A 16,800-nucleotide genomic window follows, 5' to 3' on the forward strand; every position below is an offset into this window, starting at 1 on the left:
GCTTTCTGCCCCACCTAAAGTGGCGGTATGAAACTGAAAACGTATCTCCACCAGTTCAATCCGATCCTTTCCACGCCCGACGCGGCGCGGCGATTGCTGCGTATTTTTGCCTTGGTGCTGCTGGTCGGTATCCTCGGCGGCGTTTATAACTTTCTGCTGTTCACCTTCAACAATGAAGTCTCCCAGCGGCGCGGCTATATGAGCAGTGCGATTGCCGAAGCCCATACCTTTTTCACTACCCGTGAAGCGCTGCTCGAAAGCCTCGGCTTGTCAGCCACGCGCTACGACGGGCAGGCCGAAACGGCAGCGTCCGACGAAGAAATTCATCTGCTGCTGGGCGATACGCCCGGCACGCAATGGAGCATCTGGCTAACCCAGCGCATGCGCGATTATTTGAAAGCGCAACAGGTCAACCTGATCTACGTCGGCAGTGATATCGAGACCACGGTGTCGCGCCTTTATAACGCTACGCCGGCAGTTGGGGATTTCTCCGAAACCATGCTGAATGAACTTCAAGTTCTTAAGCGTGACAACGGCCTTGCCCTGCGAGAGTTGTGGCTGACGCATAAGTCGGCAGGGCATTCACAGCTGTACATATTCATTCGTCTGGACGAACGCGATATGAACTCGGGTTGGTTGGGCCTGGAAATGGATGATCGGGAAGTCTCCAGAGCCTTGAGCGATCACAGCGCAGGCGAGTTCACGATGTTCAACGCTCAAGGCATGCCGCTTTTCAGCAACAGCCGCAATCCGCATTCAGGTCAGAATCTGCCAGACCTTCAGCAGCAAGATTTCTTTGGCTTTGTCGGCGACGGCTGGCTGCCCGACCACATCGTGTTGCGCAAGCAGTTGAAGTCTTCAGATCGGCAACTCGCGTACTCCCTCGACTTGCGCGCCGTGCTGTTGGGGCTGTGGCCGCAATTGGGTGCCGCGCTGTTGTTTTGCCTGTTCAGCATCAGCCTGGTGTGGCTGTTGACCTATCGTTTGGAGCGCCGCTTCATCAACCCTGCAATCATGCGGATTCAGGCCCTGATCGAAAGTGAGCGGTTCAGTCGCGACGTTATCCAGACTGCACCGGTAGCACTGTGCGTATTGCGGCGCACCGACGGTCAGGTGGTGCTGGAAAATACGCTGTCCCAACATTGGCTAGGGCAGGGGGGCGAGCGCGAACATTTGTGCCCTGGCTGGATCCGCCAAGCCTTCGATACGCTCGAGCCCAGCCTGAGCGACTACTTCGAAACCAGTGAAGGCAGGCACCTTTATCTGAGTTGCGCGCCCACCCGTTACAAAGGCGAAGACGTCTTGCTCTGTGCCTTCAGCGACATCAGTGCACGCACTGAAATCGAAGTTGCACTGGATGAGGCCCGGCAGTTGGCCGATGCAGCCAACGAAGCCAAGACCTTGTTTCTGGCGACCATGAGCCATGAAATTCGCACTCCGTTATATGGCGTGCTGGGTACCTTGGAATTGCTGGCGCGCACCAATCTGGACGCCCAGCAAAAAAATTATCTCCAGGCCATCGAAGGCTCCTCGGCGACATTGCTGCAGTTGATCTGCGATGTGCTGGATGTGTCGAAAATCGAGGCTGGGCAACTGGCTTTGGAGTTGAGCGAGTTTTCTGCACTGGAACTGGTACGAGAAGTGATTCAGGGATATGCGGCGGCGGCCCAGAGCAAGGGCCTGCAGCTGTATGCCTGCCTGGACCCGCAGTTGCCGGATCGAGTTATCGGTGACGTCAGTCGCATTCGTCAAATCCTCAACAATCTGTTGAGCAACGCCGTCAAGTTCACTGACTCAGGGAGGGTAGTGTTGCGGGTCAAGTTGCTCAGCCGCGATGGCGAACGCGCCAGTCTGCAATGGCAGGTCTCGGACACCGGCAAGGGCATCGCTCATGACGATCAGCCATTCATTTTTGAACCGTTCTACCAGACCGGAGGCAACACCAATGTAATCGCCGGTACAGGCCTTGGCCTGCCTATTTGCCTGCGTTTGACAAACCTGATGAACGGCAATATCCGCTTGGTCAGCGAACTGGGTTTGGGAAGCAGTTTTTCCCTGACCTTGCCACTGGAAGAACCAACGATCGGCTCACTTTCGACAACCATGACAGGTCTGTTGCCCGAAGTGGTTTACGTAGTCTCGCCGATCCGTGAGGTGGCCGAGGCCATCAGCGGCTGGTTGCGGCGCTGGGGTGCCCGCCCGCAAATCGGGTGTCCGGCGCACCAGCATTTTGGTCAGGAGTGCGTGTTGATCGAGCTGCACCCCGGCATCCTCGAACAGCGCTTGGTGCGCGAATGGGGTGGCCCGTTGGTGCTGGCCACCAGCGATGGTTCCAACGAGCCGCAGGCAATGTGCGGTGGCTGGAAGGTCAACTTCAATGATCTGTTCGCGATTTATCAGGCAGTGAGCCGGGCCCAGGGATTGCGTATGGCCAAGCCTCAGGCGCGGATAGACCAGCGCGACCTGCACAAACTTAATCTGCACATCCTGGTAGCCGAAGACAACGTGATCAATCAGCTGATCCTGCGCGACCAACTTGAGGAGCTTGGATGCACCGTGGAGCTGACTTGCGACGGTGAAGAGGCGTTAGCGCTCTGGCGCAGCACACCATTCGACATTGTCCTTAGCGATGTGAACATGCCGAGACTCAACGGTTACGAATTGGCCCGTGAGCTGCGTCGCCAGGGTTGTACTACGCCGATCATTGGCGCGACAGCCAACGCCATGCATGGAGAGGAAGCGTTGTGTCTAGCGGCCGGCATGAATCACTGCCTGGTCAAACCTTTTACGTTGCGAGCCTTGTTTAATTACCTGGCTCCTTATGAACGAGCAGCCCATGAAGCCGTGTAACATTTTGATAGTCGAAGACCATCCCTTCCAGCAGTTGTACTTGCAGCATCTGTTCAGTGAACTGGGGGATTTCTATCTGGAGTCTGCTTGCGACGGCGAAGAAGCGCTGGACTGCTTGAAACGGCGCGATTTCGATCTGGTACTCACCGACCTGCTGATGCCCGGCATGGATGGCGTGCAATTCATTCAGGGGCTGGCGGCGTTACGTTCGCGGCCAGTGCTGGCGATCATGAGTGCAGCTTCGCGCCGAATGCTGATGGGGGCAAGCCTGGTGGCCAGCAACCTGCAAGTGAAGGTCATAGGATTGATCTCTAAACCGGTGAATGCTGTTGCCCTGCGCTGTCTGATCGATCAATTGCAGGGACTACGACAGATCGCTCAGCCTTTGCCCCTGGCCGGTATTGACCGTCAAGCAATCCTTGATGCGTTGGATAACGGTGAATTACAAGCCTGGTTTCAACCCAAGAAAGCCTTGGTCAATGCACGTATCGTCGCTGCTGAAGCGCTGATTCGCTGGGTTCACCCCGAGTACGGCGTGCTCCTGCCGGGGATGTTTCTGCCCGCACTCATTTCGTTTGATCTGGAAGAGCGCCTGTTATGGCTGGTTCTGGAACAGGCAATAGAGGCCCAGGCCCAATGGCGCCAGCAGGGTTATGACATTCCTGTGTCGATCAACTTGCCCACGCACCTGCTCAACAGGCACGACTTGCCTGACCGAATTCTAGAGTTTGTCCTCAGGCATGAAGGCATTCCAGGGAGGATTTGCTTCGAGTTGATGGAGTGCTCGGTCCCAGACGATATAAGCAACTTTTACGCTGGAGCCTGTCGTTTGCGGATCAAAGGCTTTGGTCTGTCACAGGATGATTTTGGTAAGGGCTACAGCTCCTACATGAACTTGGTGTCAGCGCCGTTTACCGAATTGAAGATTGATCGGTCACTCGTACAGGGCTGTAATGACAACGAAGAGCTGGCGCAAGCTTTGACCAGTATTGTCGGCCTGGGGCGACAGTTAGGATTGACCGTGGTGGCTGAGGGTGTCGAAACCGCGCAAGAACTTGCTCTGTTGCGTAAGATCGACTGCACTCAGGTCCAGGGTTTCCTGATCTCCCATGCGGTCTCCCCGGATCAGTTCCAGCAGTTGTTGAGCCATGATGGTCCGGCAAACATGTACTGATCCACCCTAACGTCTCTTGCTTTTGAGGTCATTGTGTCCAACGGCTATAGGCTCGTCGCCGGCGGAGCTGTGCGATGAATCATCCCAACGCTTTACTGGAGAAACTGGCCAGTAGCTCCCTGCGTCTGAACAAGGGGTTCATAGTGCTCGGCGCGCTGGTATTGATTTTAATCGGTATCAGCTACCTGGGCATACAGCGCACGCTGGAAGAGCAGCGCGACACCATGGGCTTTCATTTTGCCCGGTTGATGGAAAACATCCGCGAACAGGAAGCTTTCCTCAAGGCCGTCCAGCGGTACAGCGCCAAAGGCCCTGTCCTGGACGCCCGGGTTTCGCCTTTGTTTCAGCAAAAAAACCTGCCTGATCAAGGACCGGATGTTTATGAAGGTCGGCAGTTTTCGTTTTCGATGCCTTTCAGCGTGAAAATCGCCTCCGATAAAATCGCGGTCGGCGAACAGCCAAAAGTATTTGCCTTGGCCGCACACCTGAGCGATTACTACAGCGCTTTCTGGTCCGCGTCACACTATCAGTCACCGCAGGTTTTTCTGTTCAACGTCCCGGACAACTTCGATATCACGGTACCGGCCACCGGGCACATACGCCGTGATGGGCAGATTCAGGGCGGCATATTTGGCGATGTCGTGGCGCAGGTCAGGAAGCAACTGCATGATCAGTCGCTGGACAATCAGGTTCATTGGAATCTGTACAGTGCAGCAACTGATGATGTGATGGCGCCGACACTCGTTGCCTACATCAATATTGATCTCGCTTCGAGCACGTTGAATATTCAAGGCGCCAGCCCTCGGGTAGCGCTCGCGACCTTGCTGAACCTTTCTCAGGTCAACAACATTGAGCGAATCATGCAGTGGTCGATCTACGACCAATTCACCCTGATTTCGCCGTCCGGTAAGGTATTGGTTGGCGCATTCGACCCGCAACGTATGTTGCAGGACGGCACGAATTTCAACCGTGACGGCCTGGTCTTTAAACTGACCAGCCATGATGAGCATCCATGGACGGCGATCTACACCATCAGCTTCAAAAGTTTTTTGGATTACGCCTTGTGGCCGTTGCTCTGCCTGGCTGCGCTAGTCCTGACCGGACTGGGTTGCGGATGGGCATTCAATCGCTGGTATAAAAGCAGAGTCGTACTCCCTGCACATCAGGCCCACCTGAGCATCGCCGAAAGTGAAGCGTTCAACCGTGCCGTGATCGACACCGCGCCAGCCGGCCTGTATGTGGTGCGCTGCAGCGACCATAAAGTGTTACTGGAAAACCAACGTGCCCAGCAATGGCAAGACACTACCCAAGTGATCAGCGCCCTCAGCCAACAGCACGGGCTCACCGAGCCTGGCCAGGCTGAACTCGAGGTTGATGGGCGCCATTTGCATGTCGCGTTTGTTTCCACTCGTTATCAAGGCCAGGATGCCTGGCTCTGCGTCTTTCATGATGTGACCCGGCATATCGAGGACGCAGCAGCCCTTGAAGAAGCACGCCGGGCGGCCGACTCGGCCAACGAGGCCAAGACACTCTTTTTGGCCACCATGAGCCATGAAATTCGTACACCGCTGTACGGCGTACTCGGCACCCTCGAGTTGCTGGGCCTGACCGAGCTTGAGCCGCGTCAACAGGCTTACCTGCACACGATCCAACGCTCTTCCGCGACTTTGTTCCAATTGATCAGCGACGTGCTGGATGTGTCGAAGATCGAGTCAGGACAGATGATCATCGAGTCTCAGGAGTTCTGCCCACTGGAGCTGACGGAAGACACCCTGCGTACCTACAGCGCATTCGCCCAAACCAAGGGTTTGCAACTCTATGCCTGTATCGACGCAACGCTGCCGAACCGTGTGCGGGGTGATCCGCAACGCATCCGGCAGATTCTCAATAATCTGCTAAGCAACGCCATCAAGTTCACCGACTATGGCCGGGTAGTGCTGCGGGTTCGGGTGCTGCAAACCGATGGCTCACACGTCAGTCTGCAATGGCAAGTCAGCGACACGGGGAGCGGTATCTCCCAGACTCAGCAGGCGCAACTATTCAATCCTTTCTATCAGGTTCGCGATGGCGTCAACGGCTCCGGAGCGGGGTTGGGCCTGGCGATTTGCCGGTGGCTGTGTGAGCTGATGGCAGGGCAGTTGAAAGTGGTCAGCGAACCGGGTCTGGGCAGCAGCTTTTCTTTGCAATTGTCACTTGAGAATGTGCCGGGGGAACTGGCCGATTGTCCTGAGTTCAAGCCGGGAGCGTCGGCTGTGTATGTTCGGGCGCCAGTCCAGGAGTTGACGCACCATCTCTGCGCCTGGCTCAACCGGCTGGGTATAGAGGCGCGCTCACTCAGCCCTGATCTGCTGCATGCGGAGCCGTCGACATTGCTGGTGGACATGCTGCCGTCCGGCAACGAACTACCCTGGCTGGGAGCAAGTATCATTGCCACTGCTGACGGGCATAATCCTCCGGAGTATTTGGGCAGTGGCTGGAACGTCGACGCCTATGATGTTCGTGCTATTGCCTGGAGCATCTACCTGGCGGATCAGGGTGTCGACGAGTCTGACCGGCAGGTGCTGCCGGGAAAAAGCCGAAGCCTGAACTTGCACATTCTGGTGGCCGAAGACAACCCGATCAATTCACAGATCATAAAGGAACAGCTGGAAGCCCTGGGTTGTTCGGTAGTACTTGCGGGTAACGGCGAACAGGCCCTTGCACAGTGGTCGCCCGGTCTGTTCGATCTGGTACTGAGCGACATCAACATGCCCATCATGAATGGCTATGAATTTGCTGCGACCCTGCGCCAACATGATGTGAATCTACCCATTATCGGAGTGACCGCCAACGCTCTGCGCGAGGAGGGTGAACGCTGCGCCGCAGTGGGTATGAACGCCTGGATGGTCAAACCGCTGAATCTGAAAACCTTGCGAACGAAATTGTTGGAATGCTGCGTGAAGCCAGTATCCCCGAATGCCTCGGTCGCCGATGACAGCCTTGCGCATGAGGTCCCCGCTGACTCGGTGCAGCTCTCACCGAAAATGCGCGAGCTGTTCATCTGTACGATGAAACAGGACAGGCAGACTACGCTTGCAGCGCTGGACAGTGGTGACAGCAACACCGTTGCAAGACAACTGCACAGCATGGCCGGGGCTTTGGGCGCCGTACAGGCTGGCTCCATGGCCATTGCCTTTGCCGAACTGGAGTCTCGACTGATGGCGGGCTCGATCACGCCGACCCTGATTCTGGAGGTCAACACTCAACTTGATCGGCTGAATGCTTTGTTGAATAGTCTTGAATAACCTCGATTTTACTGTGGAAAACTGACATGAAAAAATTACACGTTGTCATCGCTGACGATCATCCCATTGTGCTGCTCGGGGTTCGTGAGCTGATTGAACGTGACGAACGCTTTTGTGTGGTGGGGGAGGCCGTCTGCTCCAACGAGCTGATCAACCTGCTTGAACGTCATTCTGTCGATCTGGTGATCACCGATTTCAACATGCCTGCGGACTCTCCTTACGGCGATGGTCTCAAGCTTGTGGAGTATCTGAAACGGCATTTCCCGACAGTGAAAGTCCTGGTCCTGACTATGATCTCCAGCCCCTTGATCCTGACCCGGCTGCATGAACTGGGCGTTGTCGGGGTCATTCAGAAAAGTCAGCTGCACAACGAAATTCAAGTTGCCCTCAAGGCCATCGCCAGAGGCAATCCGTTCCAAAGTGCCCGACCTGTCTCCAGCTCAGTGATGGAGTCCAACGCTGTTTTGGACGATCGGTTCGCCAGCCTGTCCCCTAAAGAACACGAAATATTACGTCTGTTCGTGTCTGGACAAAGTGTCAGTGATATAGCTCGGAACCAGAGTAGAAGTGCCAAGACTATCAGTACGCAAAAAAAGTCTGCGATGCGTAAACTGGAAGTTAACAGTGATCAGGATTTATTGACTTACTGCTTTGAGCGCAAACTTTTCAGCTAGTGCTTATCTGTATTCCACTGTCTGTCCTCCTTTAAGAATCGTCTGATGTTCCTGTATGGGTGGGATCTATATCGTGCTTCTGCACCACTTAGAACCTTCAACCCAAACAATGGTAATCAGAATGAACACGCTACCTCTGGCTCTATTAACCTTGGCATTGTCTGTATCTGCTGGCAGCGCTTTAGCAGCAGAACCGCCAACTAAAGCCGGCACCGGCACCATCAACTTCACTGGCATCATCAACAACGATGCATGCTCCGTTGATGGCGCTGATTTGAACAAGACCATCTCGGTTGCGATGGGTGATGTCTCGATCAAGGATATGGGAACTGCTGCGTCTCCGACGGGCTCTGGCAAACTGAGCGCCGAAAACTTCGGCATGAAAATCAGCTGCAACGCGGGCACCAAAGTGTCGATGATCTTCGAACCTAAAAAGGGTGCCGGTTCTGGCATCGTTGAAGGAACCAAGGTGCTTAATGTGATCGGTGGTCTAGGTGCTGCGAAAAACGTTGGTATTGCGCTGTTCGATGCCAACAACAATCAGATCGATCTAAGCTCTCCCGCCACGGCAAAAATCGAAGATACCCTGCAAGATGGCAGCAGTACGCTGAAATTCTCCGCTGCCTATGTCACCACTGGTGCTGCGGGCACCGCAATCGCCGGTCGCGCTGACGCCACCCTGCCGTTCACCCTGCAATACGAATAATCACCGGGAATTAACGGATCCAGCGTGGGGCTTATCGGCCCTGCGCACCCTTTGAACCAAACGGTACTTTTTATGTTTCGTCGTACATCCCTGTCTTTCGGCCTGGGACTCCTCGGTCTGCTCGTGGCGTCGCAAGCCAGCGCCGGCATCTCACTGAGCGCTACCCGTCTGGTCTTTGACGGAAAACACAAGGAAGCCGGCATCACTGTGCGCAATAGCGGTGAAAACGTGTTGATCCAGTCTTGGGTCGATACAGATACACCCGGCGTTAACTCGGTGCCCTTCGCCGTAACCCCACCGCTGGCACGGGTGATGGGCAAGGAGCAGCAGTTGTTGCGGGTGATCTATGAGGGCGCCGGAATGCCGTCCGACAAGGAGTCGGTGGTCTGGCTCAATGTCCAGGAAATTCCTCAGGCTTCAAAAGAGAAAAACACATTACAGCTCGCTGTGCGCCAACGCATCAAGGTGTTTTTCCGACCGGCCGGACTGAGTTCTGATGCCTATCTGGCGCCAACCCAACTGTTATGGCGCCTGGAGAATCGGGCTGGTAAATCAGTGTTGGTGATGAATAATCCTGGACTCTTTCATGTCTCTATGGCGGACATAAAACTTCAATCCGGAACATTGACCGAACAAATCTTTGATTCAACGATGATCGCTCCGGGTGAAAGCAAAGAGTTCACCATCAAGTCATTTAGCAATGCAACTACACCCCATGTACTCTTTACCAGTATCAACGACTACGGTGCGCAAGATCACTACATCGTAAAGCTCGCCAATGGCACTTCAAGCCAAGCCAGCTTGAACAAGGAATTGCCTTAACGTACCTGCCTGAAAGGCAGTCGTACTTCTTGCCGTATTTATCTTCGCTCCGTTGAGTCGTTCGTATCGGAGGTGATATAGGTTTTTTCATGTCTTTATTTCCAAGCGAAATATCGGGTTTCTTTGCGTGCGCGCGACGCCCGGATGCCAGTACTCTGTCAAGTCCGCTTTTTATCGCTGTTGCCAGCGCGCTCCCCCTGTTTGTCGCAGCGGCGGAAATAGAATCTGATCAACTTGAACAGTTCAATACCTCGTTTCTGCAAGGCGCCCAGTCATCGGTTGATCTGCAGTTGCTGTTGTCCGCAAACAGCGTGCTGCCGGGTAACTATCGGGTCGACCTCTACAGCAACGAAGTGCTGGTGGGGCGTCGTGATATCGACTTCCAACGCAACCCGAAAAACGGCGTGATCGAAGCCTGTCTGAACTTGAGCATGCTGCAGCAATTGGGCATCGACATGAACAAGCTGCAGGCGGCCGGAAAATTCAACCCCAATGAGCCGCAAGCCTGCTATGACCTGCCTGCGCTGATTGATAAGGCCACCTTGCGCTACGACGCCAGTCGTCTGCGGCTGTTGGCCAGTGTGCCGCAGATCGCCATGCAGCGAGGCATGCGCGGTTATGTCGATCCTGCCTTATGGGATAGTGGCGTCTCGGCCGCTTTTATCAATTATCAGCTGAGCAGCAACCGTAACAGCACGGACTCCGCCACCACGCTCTCCAACAATCTGGGTCTGCGTAACGGCCTAAACCTGGGCGGCTGGCGCTTGCGTAATGAATCGAACTTCAGGAGCAGTACTGGTCAGCCCTCTACGTTCAAGAGCAACCGCAGTTATTTGCAACATGACGTGACCGCGTTGAAAGGCCAATTCAGTGCCGGTGATATTTTCTCCGACACTGACCTGTTCGACAGTGTTCGTTATCGCGGTCTGAAACTGGCTTCTGACGAAGGTATGCGCGCTGACAGCGAGCGTGGGTATGCGCCGATCATTCGCGGTGTGGCGCAAACGAGTGCCATAGTGGAGATCCGGCAGAACGATTACATCCTCTACACGGCCAACGTACCGCCAGGCCCGTTTGAAATCAGTGATATCTACCCCAGCGGCTCCAATGGCGACCTGCAAGTGACCATCATCGAAGCTGATGGCCGTCGGCGGGTAACCGTGCAAGCGTTTTCCAGCTTGCCGATCATGGTTCGCGAAGGCCAGGTGAAGTACAGCGTCTCGGCGGGCAAGTACAGCAGCAACAGCGATGGCCTGGCGTTGCCACAGTTTGTCAGCAGTACCCTGGCCTACGGCATCAATAGCAACCTCACCGGGATCGTCGGTGTCCAGGCCTCGGAGAACTTCAAGGCGCTGTCAGTCGGTGCGGGGCGCAACACTTCGATAGGCGCAGTCTCGGTCGACCTGACTCGCTCATCCAGCCTTACTGCGGGTGAGACCGTTCAGGGTAATAGCCTGCGGGCGTTGTATGCCAAGACGTTCACCGGTACCGACACCAACTTCACTTTGGCGGCCTATCGCTATTCGACCGAAGGCTACCGGACCCTGACCAACCACGTCGAGGCGCTCAGCAACAACGGCCAGAAACCCACCGGCAACTCGAAAACCCGTACCGACCTGACCATTAACCAAAGCCTGGGCCGCAACCAGCAATATGGCAGCGTTTACCTGAACGCCAGCGACCAGCGCTACTGGGGACGCGGTGGTTCCCAAAGCCTGTCTACCGGTTACAGCAATTACTGGGGGGAGGTCAGTTACAACGTCGGCGTGACCTATACCAAGGATGTCGGGGATGTCGGGTCTTCAAACAATGACACGTTGATCAACCTGTCCCTGTCGTTTCCCTTGGGCTCCAAGCCTCGAGCGCCACGAGTCTTTGTTTCGGCGAACACACAGAAGAACAGCGACAGTACTCAAGTCGGTATCAACGGGTATTTGTCGGAAACCAGCGATACCTATTACTCATTGCAAGGCGGTACCAGCAGCACAGGTTACAGCTCGGGCTCGGCCAACATCAGTACCCGAACTTCAGTGGCGGATATCAGCGCAGGTTATAGCCAGGGGCGCGGCTACGCTTCGCAGAACGTTAATCTGGCCGGTTCCGTGGTCGCTCATGCGGGAGGCGTCAATCTGGGGCAGACCGTGGGCGAAACCTTTGCCCTGGCCGAAGTGCCGGGTGTCTCCGGGGCCAGGATCGGCAGCTACAGCGGTGCGGAAACCGGCGCGAATGGCTTTGCCGTAGTCCCCAATACCCAGCCCTATCGAGTGAATTGGATCAGCCTGGATACCCGGGATCTAGGGGCGGACATTGAAATCGATAACGCAACTCAGCAAGTCGTGCCAAGGCGAGGCGCCGTGGTGTTGGCGCGATATGTTGGCAAGACCGGCCGCCGGGTGCAGTTCGAGCTGTTTGATGCGCAGAACAAGGCCATTCCATTTGGCGCTGCGCTGGAAGATGCTACCGGTAAACAACTGGCTATTTCCGATCCGAACGGTAAAGCCCTGGCGCTGGTAGAAGAGGATTCAGGCACGCTCACCATCAAATGGGCGGGAGAACATTGCCGAGCACCCTACACATTACCTGAGCGCAACAAAGCCCTGAACTACGATCGCGTGCTGTTGAGGTGTGCCCCATGACCCAAACCTTGGCCAGGGGGGAGGGGAACATAAATGGCGATACACATGGCTGGCGTCAAAGTCCGCTATTGGCCGTTAGCGGCCGTACCGAGTGACAATTGCACACAATCAAAGCGGAATGCTTTTTGCCATAACTCATTGAAATTACTTATTTTTTGTTATGGACTTAAAAAACCGTCGACTGTAACAGGTCCATGAGTTCGAATCCCATCGCCTCCGCCATATTTGATACGACAAAGCCCTGATTATTCAGGGCTTTGTCGTTTTTGGGGCTCCGTGGTAGCCGCAGCCCCGGGCATCCTTTTGGGTGGCCGCCGTTCCAAGGTAGGCAATGCCATTGCTGGCCAGGTACATCGAAGCCCCTGCTACCACTGCCCCTTGCGCTTTCAAGACGTAGACTTTCAGACGTCCGTCGGGCACCACTGCAAAGGAAGCCTGATTCAGCAGCCGGTGCTCTGGCTTGGTATGAAAGCCGCCCGCATGCACCTCTGCGAATAGAGCCAGGGTCTTGGGCGTGACTTCTTCAATTTCGAATGGGTGCGAATCGAAACCACTTTTTCAATGGCACCAGCTAATTGCAAGTGAGTCCACCCCTTCAACCGCTCAAGCCGTGCTTCGCCCACAACAGCGTACTGCTCCAGTGCAGAAGATTTCTCGATAAGAGGGGTTACAGTCGATCAGCTCTGCTGACTCATTGAGCAATTTCAGCACTGGCTGGCTCAGTTTTACTGTCTGCTTTGAGTCGATAGCGGTCCTTCACCAGGGACCTTGACTTGCGGGCGGCCCATCACCACCAAGGTTCATTACTGGTTCAGTAACGAAAATGACGGACGTCTACTAGCGCCCCTGAAAAGCTCCAATCGCTTCAATATCACGAGTATTACAAAGATCAGCTTTCGCCTCCGCTTACATACGATGATGTTCCAGCAAGAAGTCCACGAACAATCGCACCCGTGCTGGCATTGTTGCCCCACCCACGAACACCGCGTGAATAGGTTCTTGGTCCCCAGGGTTCCAGGTTTCCAACAGCGCAACCAGGGCACCCCGATGTAGATCTTCGCTCACGGTGAACTCACCGATACGTGCAATGCCGGCGCCGACTCGCGCGAGTTGCGCCAGCGCTTCACCACTGCTGCATTCGATGTTGCCGCTGACTTTCAGGGAAAACTCTTTGCCGTCGCGGATGAACGGCCAGTTGGGTTCGGCACGCCGGAAGTTGAAGCGCAGGCAGTTGTGCTTTAGCAGGTCTTCGGGTTCCTGGGGCATGCCATGGCGATGCAGATACTCGGGCGATGCCACCACGACCTGACCGGTAACGCCGATCCTGCGCGCAGTCAGCGGGCTGTCGGGCAGATGGCCAAAGCGGATCGCGACATCAGCCTGTCCGCCGAGAATGTCGACCACTTCGTCACCGAGGGTGAGGTCGACGACGATGTGCGGGTAACGGGCGCTGAATGCTGCGACCAAGGGAACGATGGCCAGCCGGCCATGGCCAAGGGCGGCGCTGACGCGCAATCGCCCTTTGGGTACGCCTTGATCGGCGATGGCTTCCTCGACTTCGTCCATGTCGGCGAGGATACGCCGGGCGCCGCGCAGGAACGCTTCACCCTCCGCAGTGAAGGTGATCGCGCGTGTAGTGCGCAACAACAAGCGGGTGCCAAGGCGTTGCTCGGTCCGCGCGATGATCCGACTGACTGCCGAGGGTGTCAGACCAAGTGAACGCGCTGCAGCTGACAGGCTGCCTTCCTGCGCCACCGTGGTGAACACGCTCATTTCACCCGACCTGCCGTTGAAATCCACTTGTGCCCCCTGCGCAAAGGTGATTGCCAAATAGGCTAGCTACCGCTTGAAAGCACAGGATCGTAGCATCTGCGGCATAGATAAGGAGCCTTTCATGCGTATCAATCCACCACTTGTCGCGCTCGCTATCGGTGCCTTCGGCATCGGCGTAACAGAATTCGCCCCCATGGGCATGCTTCCGGGTATCGCTGCGGATCTGGGCGTTTCCATTCCCGCGGCCGGTTTGCTGGTCAGTGCTTATGCGCTGGGCGTATTGCTCGGTGCGCCGTTGATGACCCTGACCACCGGCAGGATTCCCCGGCGCTATCTGCTGATCGGGCTGATGGCGATTTTCACTCTGGGCAATTTGATGTCAGCCCTGGCCACGGATTACTACAGCCTGATGGTTGCCAGGGTGGTGACCTCACTGAACCATGGTGCATTTTTTGGTGTCGGCTCCATCGTAGCCGCCAGCGTGGTCGCCCCCGAAAAACGTGCCGGAGCGGTTGCGGCAATGTTCATGGGCCTGACATTGGCGACCATTGGCGGTGTGCCGCTGGCCGCCTGGTTTGGTGAACTGTTCGGTTGGCGAACCGCATTCTGGGGGATTACCGGCCTGGGCTTGGTGACCATGGCCGCGTTGTGGTTTGCGCTGCCTGACGTGCGGGCGACACCAAGCGTTGGAGCCATCGCGGAAATTCGTGTATTGGGGCGCGGCCAGGTGCTGGCTGCGCTGGCCTTGACCGTAGTCGGCTCGAGCGCCATGTTCACCGTTTTCACCTATATAGCACCGATCCTCAGCAGCGAGACCCATGCATCCAGTCCCTACATCACTGCCATGCTAATGCTTTACGGCGTCGGGTTGACGCTCGGCAACATGTGGGGCGGTAAGGCCGCGGACCGCTCGATAGATCGCACCCTGGTCGTTTCGCTGAGCGTGCTGATTCTGGTCTTGTTGGCGTTCACTGTGCTTATGCGCTGGCCACTGCCGGCCGCCGTGGCCATCCTGATTTGGGGGATCGCCAGTTTTGCCCTAGTGCCGCCGCTACAGATGCGCGTCATGGAAGCCGCTAGAGACGCGCCCAATCTTGCCTCGGCGGTGAATATCGGAGCCTTCAATTTTGGCAATGCGATTGGTGCGGCGCTGGGAGGAGCAGTGATCAACGCAGGGCTGGGTTATCCGGCGATTTCCCTGGCAGGGGCGACGATGGCAGGCTTGGGGTTGCTGATGGTGTTGGCTTTTGTCCGGCGTTCCAGAAGGGTTGAAGCAGTAGCGGTTTGACGACGGTGACGGGGGAGTGATTCGTTAACCTCGAGGTGTGGCGGCAGGAAGTAATTCGCTGCCGTTTCGGGCGGCGAATACGGCTGAAAGATGCAAGATGCCTAATCTCAAACGCTCACTTCATTTTTTGGTCGAGCTATCAGATTTCGCGGCAGAGGGGGAGAGTAGGTGCGGTTGCGGAAATGGCCGAAAACTTGCGGAAATGATCTATTAAGAGATGAGCAAAATTCCTGAAAGCCAGAAACGACAAAGCCCTGAATAATCAGGGCTTTGTCGTATCAAATATGGCGGAGGCGATGGGATTCGAACTCATGGACCTGTTACAGTCGACGGTTTTCAAGACCGTTGCCTTAAACCACTCGGCCACACCTCCGTTGCGTTGCGGGCGCCATAATACCTGAATGAAACACACTGTCAAACTCTGTGCATGGCTTGTTACAGAGCGTCTGTTATGATCTTTGCGACTGAACGTTTCAAACCAACAGGAGTGTCGCCATGCGCGAACAGGATTACGCAGTTCACAACAGCGTGCAGGCTGAGCAGCTAGAGGTTAGCCGCGTCCTGCGCAACACTTACGGTCTACTGGCGCTCACCCTCGCATTCAGCGGTGTGATGGCGTTCGTGGCTCAACAGATGCGGGTCGGCTACCCGAATATTTTCGTGGTGCTGATCGGTTTCTACGGGCTGTTCTTCCTCACCAACAAGCTCCGTGATTCCGCCTGGGGCCTGGTGTCGGCATTTGCCCTGACCGGTTTCATGGGTTTCCTGCTCGGCCCGATCCTCAACCGTTACCTGGGCATGCAGGGTGGCGCTGAAGTCGTCAGCTCCGCGTTCGCGATGACTGCACTGGTGTTCGGTGGTCTGTCGGCCTACGTGCTGATCACTCGCAAGGACATGAGCTTCCTCGGTGGCTTCATCACCGCCGGTTTCTTCGTCCTGCTGGGTGCGACGCTGGCGAGCATGTTCTTCCAGATCAGCGGCCTGCAACTGGCGATCAGCGCAGGTTTCGTGCTGTTCTCGTCGGTCTGCATCCTGTTCCAGACCAGCGCCATCATCCACGGCGGCGAGCGCAACTACATCATGGCAACCATCAGCCTGTATGTATCGATCTACAACCTGTTCGTCAGCCTGTTGCAGATCTTCGGCATCATGAGCCGCGACGACTGATCGCTGCACCGCTAAAAACAAGAAACCCGCGAAAGCGGGTTTTTTGTTGCCTGCGAAAAAGAGAGCCGGCAATCAATTGATCTCGATGCTGCCGTCGGCCTGTTGCTTGTAGATCGTGTAGGGCAACAGCAACGTATCGAGCACTCCCGACACGGCCGCATCGACGAGCAGACCCGGCGTCGCGTTCTTGTAGTTGAACGCATCGACATCATCCGGCTTTTCGGCGTGCAGCATGCAGAAGTCGTACGTCACGCCGCTGTAGATACGCGGTACAGCGCCGCAATAGGATTTGTTCGCTTTCAACTGCTCCGTGGAATGCTTGTCACTGAACGCCACGGTCTGCACCGTCCCGCACCCTGCCAGCATCAACGCTGCCAGCATCATTGCCTGAATTCTCATGCCGCCAATCCTTCGCCGGAAAAAACT

At 55.9% G+C, this 16,800-nt stretch carries 11 protein-coding genes and 1 tRNA gene; 9 read left to right on the forward strand and 3 right to left on the reverse strand.

The annotated features are described in order from the left end of the window. Positions 1–27: 27 nt before the first annotated feature. The 7 genes from IHQ43_RS13740 (at position 28) to IHQ43_RS13770 (ending at position 12,146) form a co-directional block, all read left to right on the forward strand. Positions 28–2,850 carry an ATP-binding protein gene (locus IHQ43_RS13740; protein WP_192564807.1) on the forward strand — a complete coding sequence of 941 codons (2,823 nt, stop codon included), beginning with the start codon at positions 28–30 and terminating at the stop codon, positions 2,848–2,850. Continuing rightward, positions 2,837–4,024 carry a response regulator cyclic di-GMP phosphodiesterase PvrR gene (gene pvrR, locus IHQ43_RS13745; protein WP_192564808.1) on the forward strand — a complete coding sequence of 396 codons (1,188 nt, stop codon included), beginning with the start codon at positions 2,837–2,839 and terminating at the stop codon, positions 4,022–4,024. The genes IHQ43_RS13740 and pvrR overlap by 14 nt, the downstream gene beginning before the upstream one ends. 74 nt (positions 4,025–4,098) lie before the next feature. Then, complete coding sequence (locus tag IHQ43_RS13750) at positions 4,099–7,308, forward strand: hybrid sensor histidine kinase/response regulator (RefSeq protein ID WP_192564809.1); 3,210 nt, start codon at positions 4,099–4,101, stop codon at positions 7,306–7,308. A 26-nt stretch (positions 7,309–7,334) separates the two neighbouring features. Continuing rightward, on the forward strand, positions 7,335–7,982 hold the full coding sequence (locus tag IHQ43_RS13755; protein ID WP_192564810.1) for a response regulator: 648 nt from the start codon (positions 7,335–7,337) through the stop codon (positions 7,980–7,982). Between the two features lie 121 nt (positions 7,983–8,103). Next, positions 8,104–8,688, forward strand: coding sequence for a fimbrial protein (locus IHQ43_RS13760; protein WP_244142269.1), 585 nt, complete (start codon positions 8,104–8,106; stop codon positions 8,686–8,688). A gap of 72 nt (positions 8,689–8,760) precedes the next feature. After that, positions 8,761–9,510, forward strand: a complete 750-nt coding sequence (locus IHQ43_RS13765; RefSeq protein WP_192564811.1) for a fimbrial biogenesis chaperone — start codon at positions 8,761–8,763, stop codon at positions 9,508–9,510. A gap of 197 nt (positions 9,511–9,707) precedes the next feature. Next, complete coding sequence (locus tag IHQ43_RS13770; protein ID WP_244142290.1) at positions 9,708–12,146, forward strand: fimbria/pilus outer membrane usher protein; 2,439 nt, start codon at positions 9,708–9,710, stop codon at positions 12,144–12,146. 906 nt (positions 12,147–13,052) lie between these two features. Here the strand turns inward: IHQ43_RS13770 and IHQ43_RS13775 are convergent. After that, positions 13,053–13,946 carry a LysR substrate-binding domain-containing protein gene (locus IHQ43_RS13775; protein WP_192564813.1) on the reverse strand — a complete coding sequence of 298 codons (894 nt, stop codon included), beginning with the start codon at positions 13,944–13,946 and terminating at the stop codon, positions 13,053–13,055. Positions 13,947–14,040: 94 nt separating this feature from the next. Here IHQ43_RS13775 and IHQ43_RS13780 point away from each other — a divergent pair, with 94 nt between their 5' ends. Further along, complete coding sequence (locus tag IHQ43_RS13780; RefSeq protein WP_192564814.1) at positions 14,041–15,207, forward strand: MFS transporter; 1,167 nt, start codon at positions 14,041–14,043, stop codon at positions 15,205–15,207. Positions 15,208–15,492: 285 nt separating this feature from the next. Here IHQ43_RS13780 and IHQ43_RS13785 read toward each other — a convergent pair. After that, positions 15,493–15,580, reverse strand: a tRNA-Ser gene (locus tag IHQ43_RS13785). A 122-nt stretch (positions 15,581–15,702) separates the two neighbouring features. On the opposite strand from IHQ43_RS13785, the gene IHQ43_RS13790 reads away from it, so the two are divergent. After that, positions 15,703–16,374, forward strand: coding sequence for a Bax inhibitor-1/YccA family protein (locus IHQ43_RS13790; protein WP_007955123.1), 672 nt, complete (start codon positions 15,703–15,705; stop codon positions 16,372–16,374). Between the two features lie 72 nt (positions 16,375–16,446). Here IHQ43_RS13790 and IHQ43_RS13795 read toward each other — a convergent pair whose 3' ends face one another. Then, positions 16,447–16,773 carry a YceK/YidQ family lipoprotein gene (locus IHQ43_RS13795; protein WP_192564815.1) on the reverse strand — a complete coding sequence of 109 codons (327 nt, stop codon included), beginning with the start codon at positions 16,771–16,773 and terminating at the stop codon, positions 16,447–16,449. Between the last annotated feature and the right edge of the window lie 27 nt (positions 16,774–16,800).

The organism is Pseudomonas gozinkensis (genome assembly GCF_014863585.1).
GTDB lineage: Bacteria > Pseudomonadota > Gammaproteobacteria > Pseudomonadales > Pseudomonadaceae > Aquipseudomonas > Aquipseudomonas gozinkensis.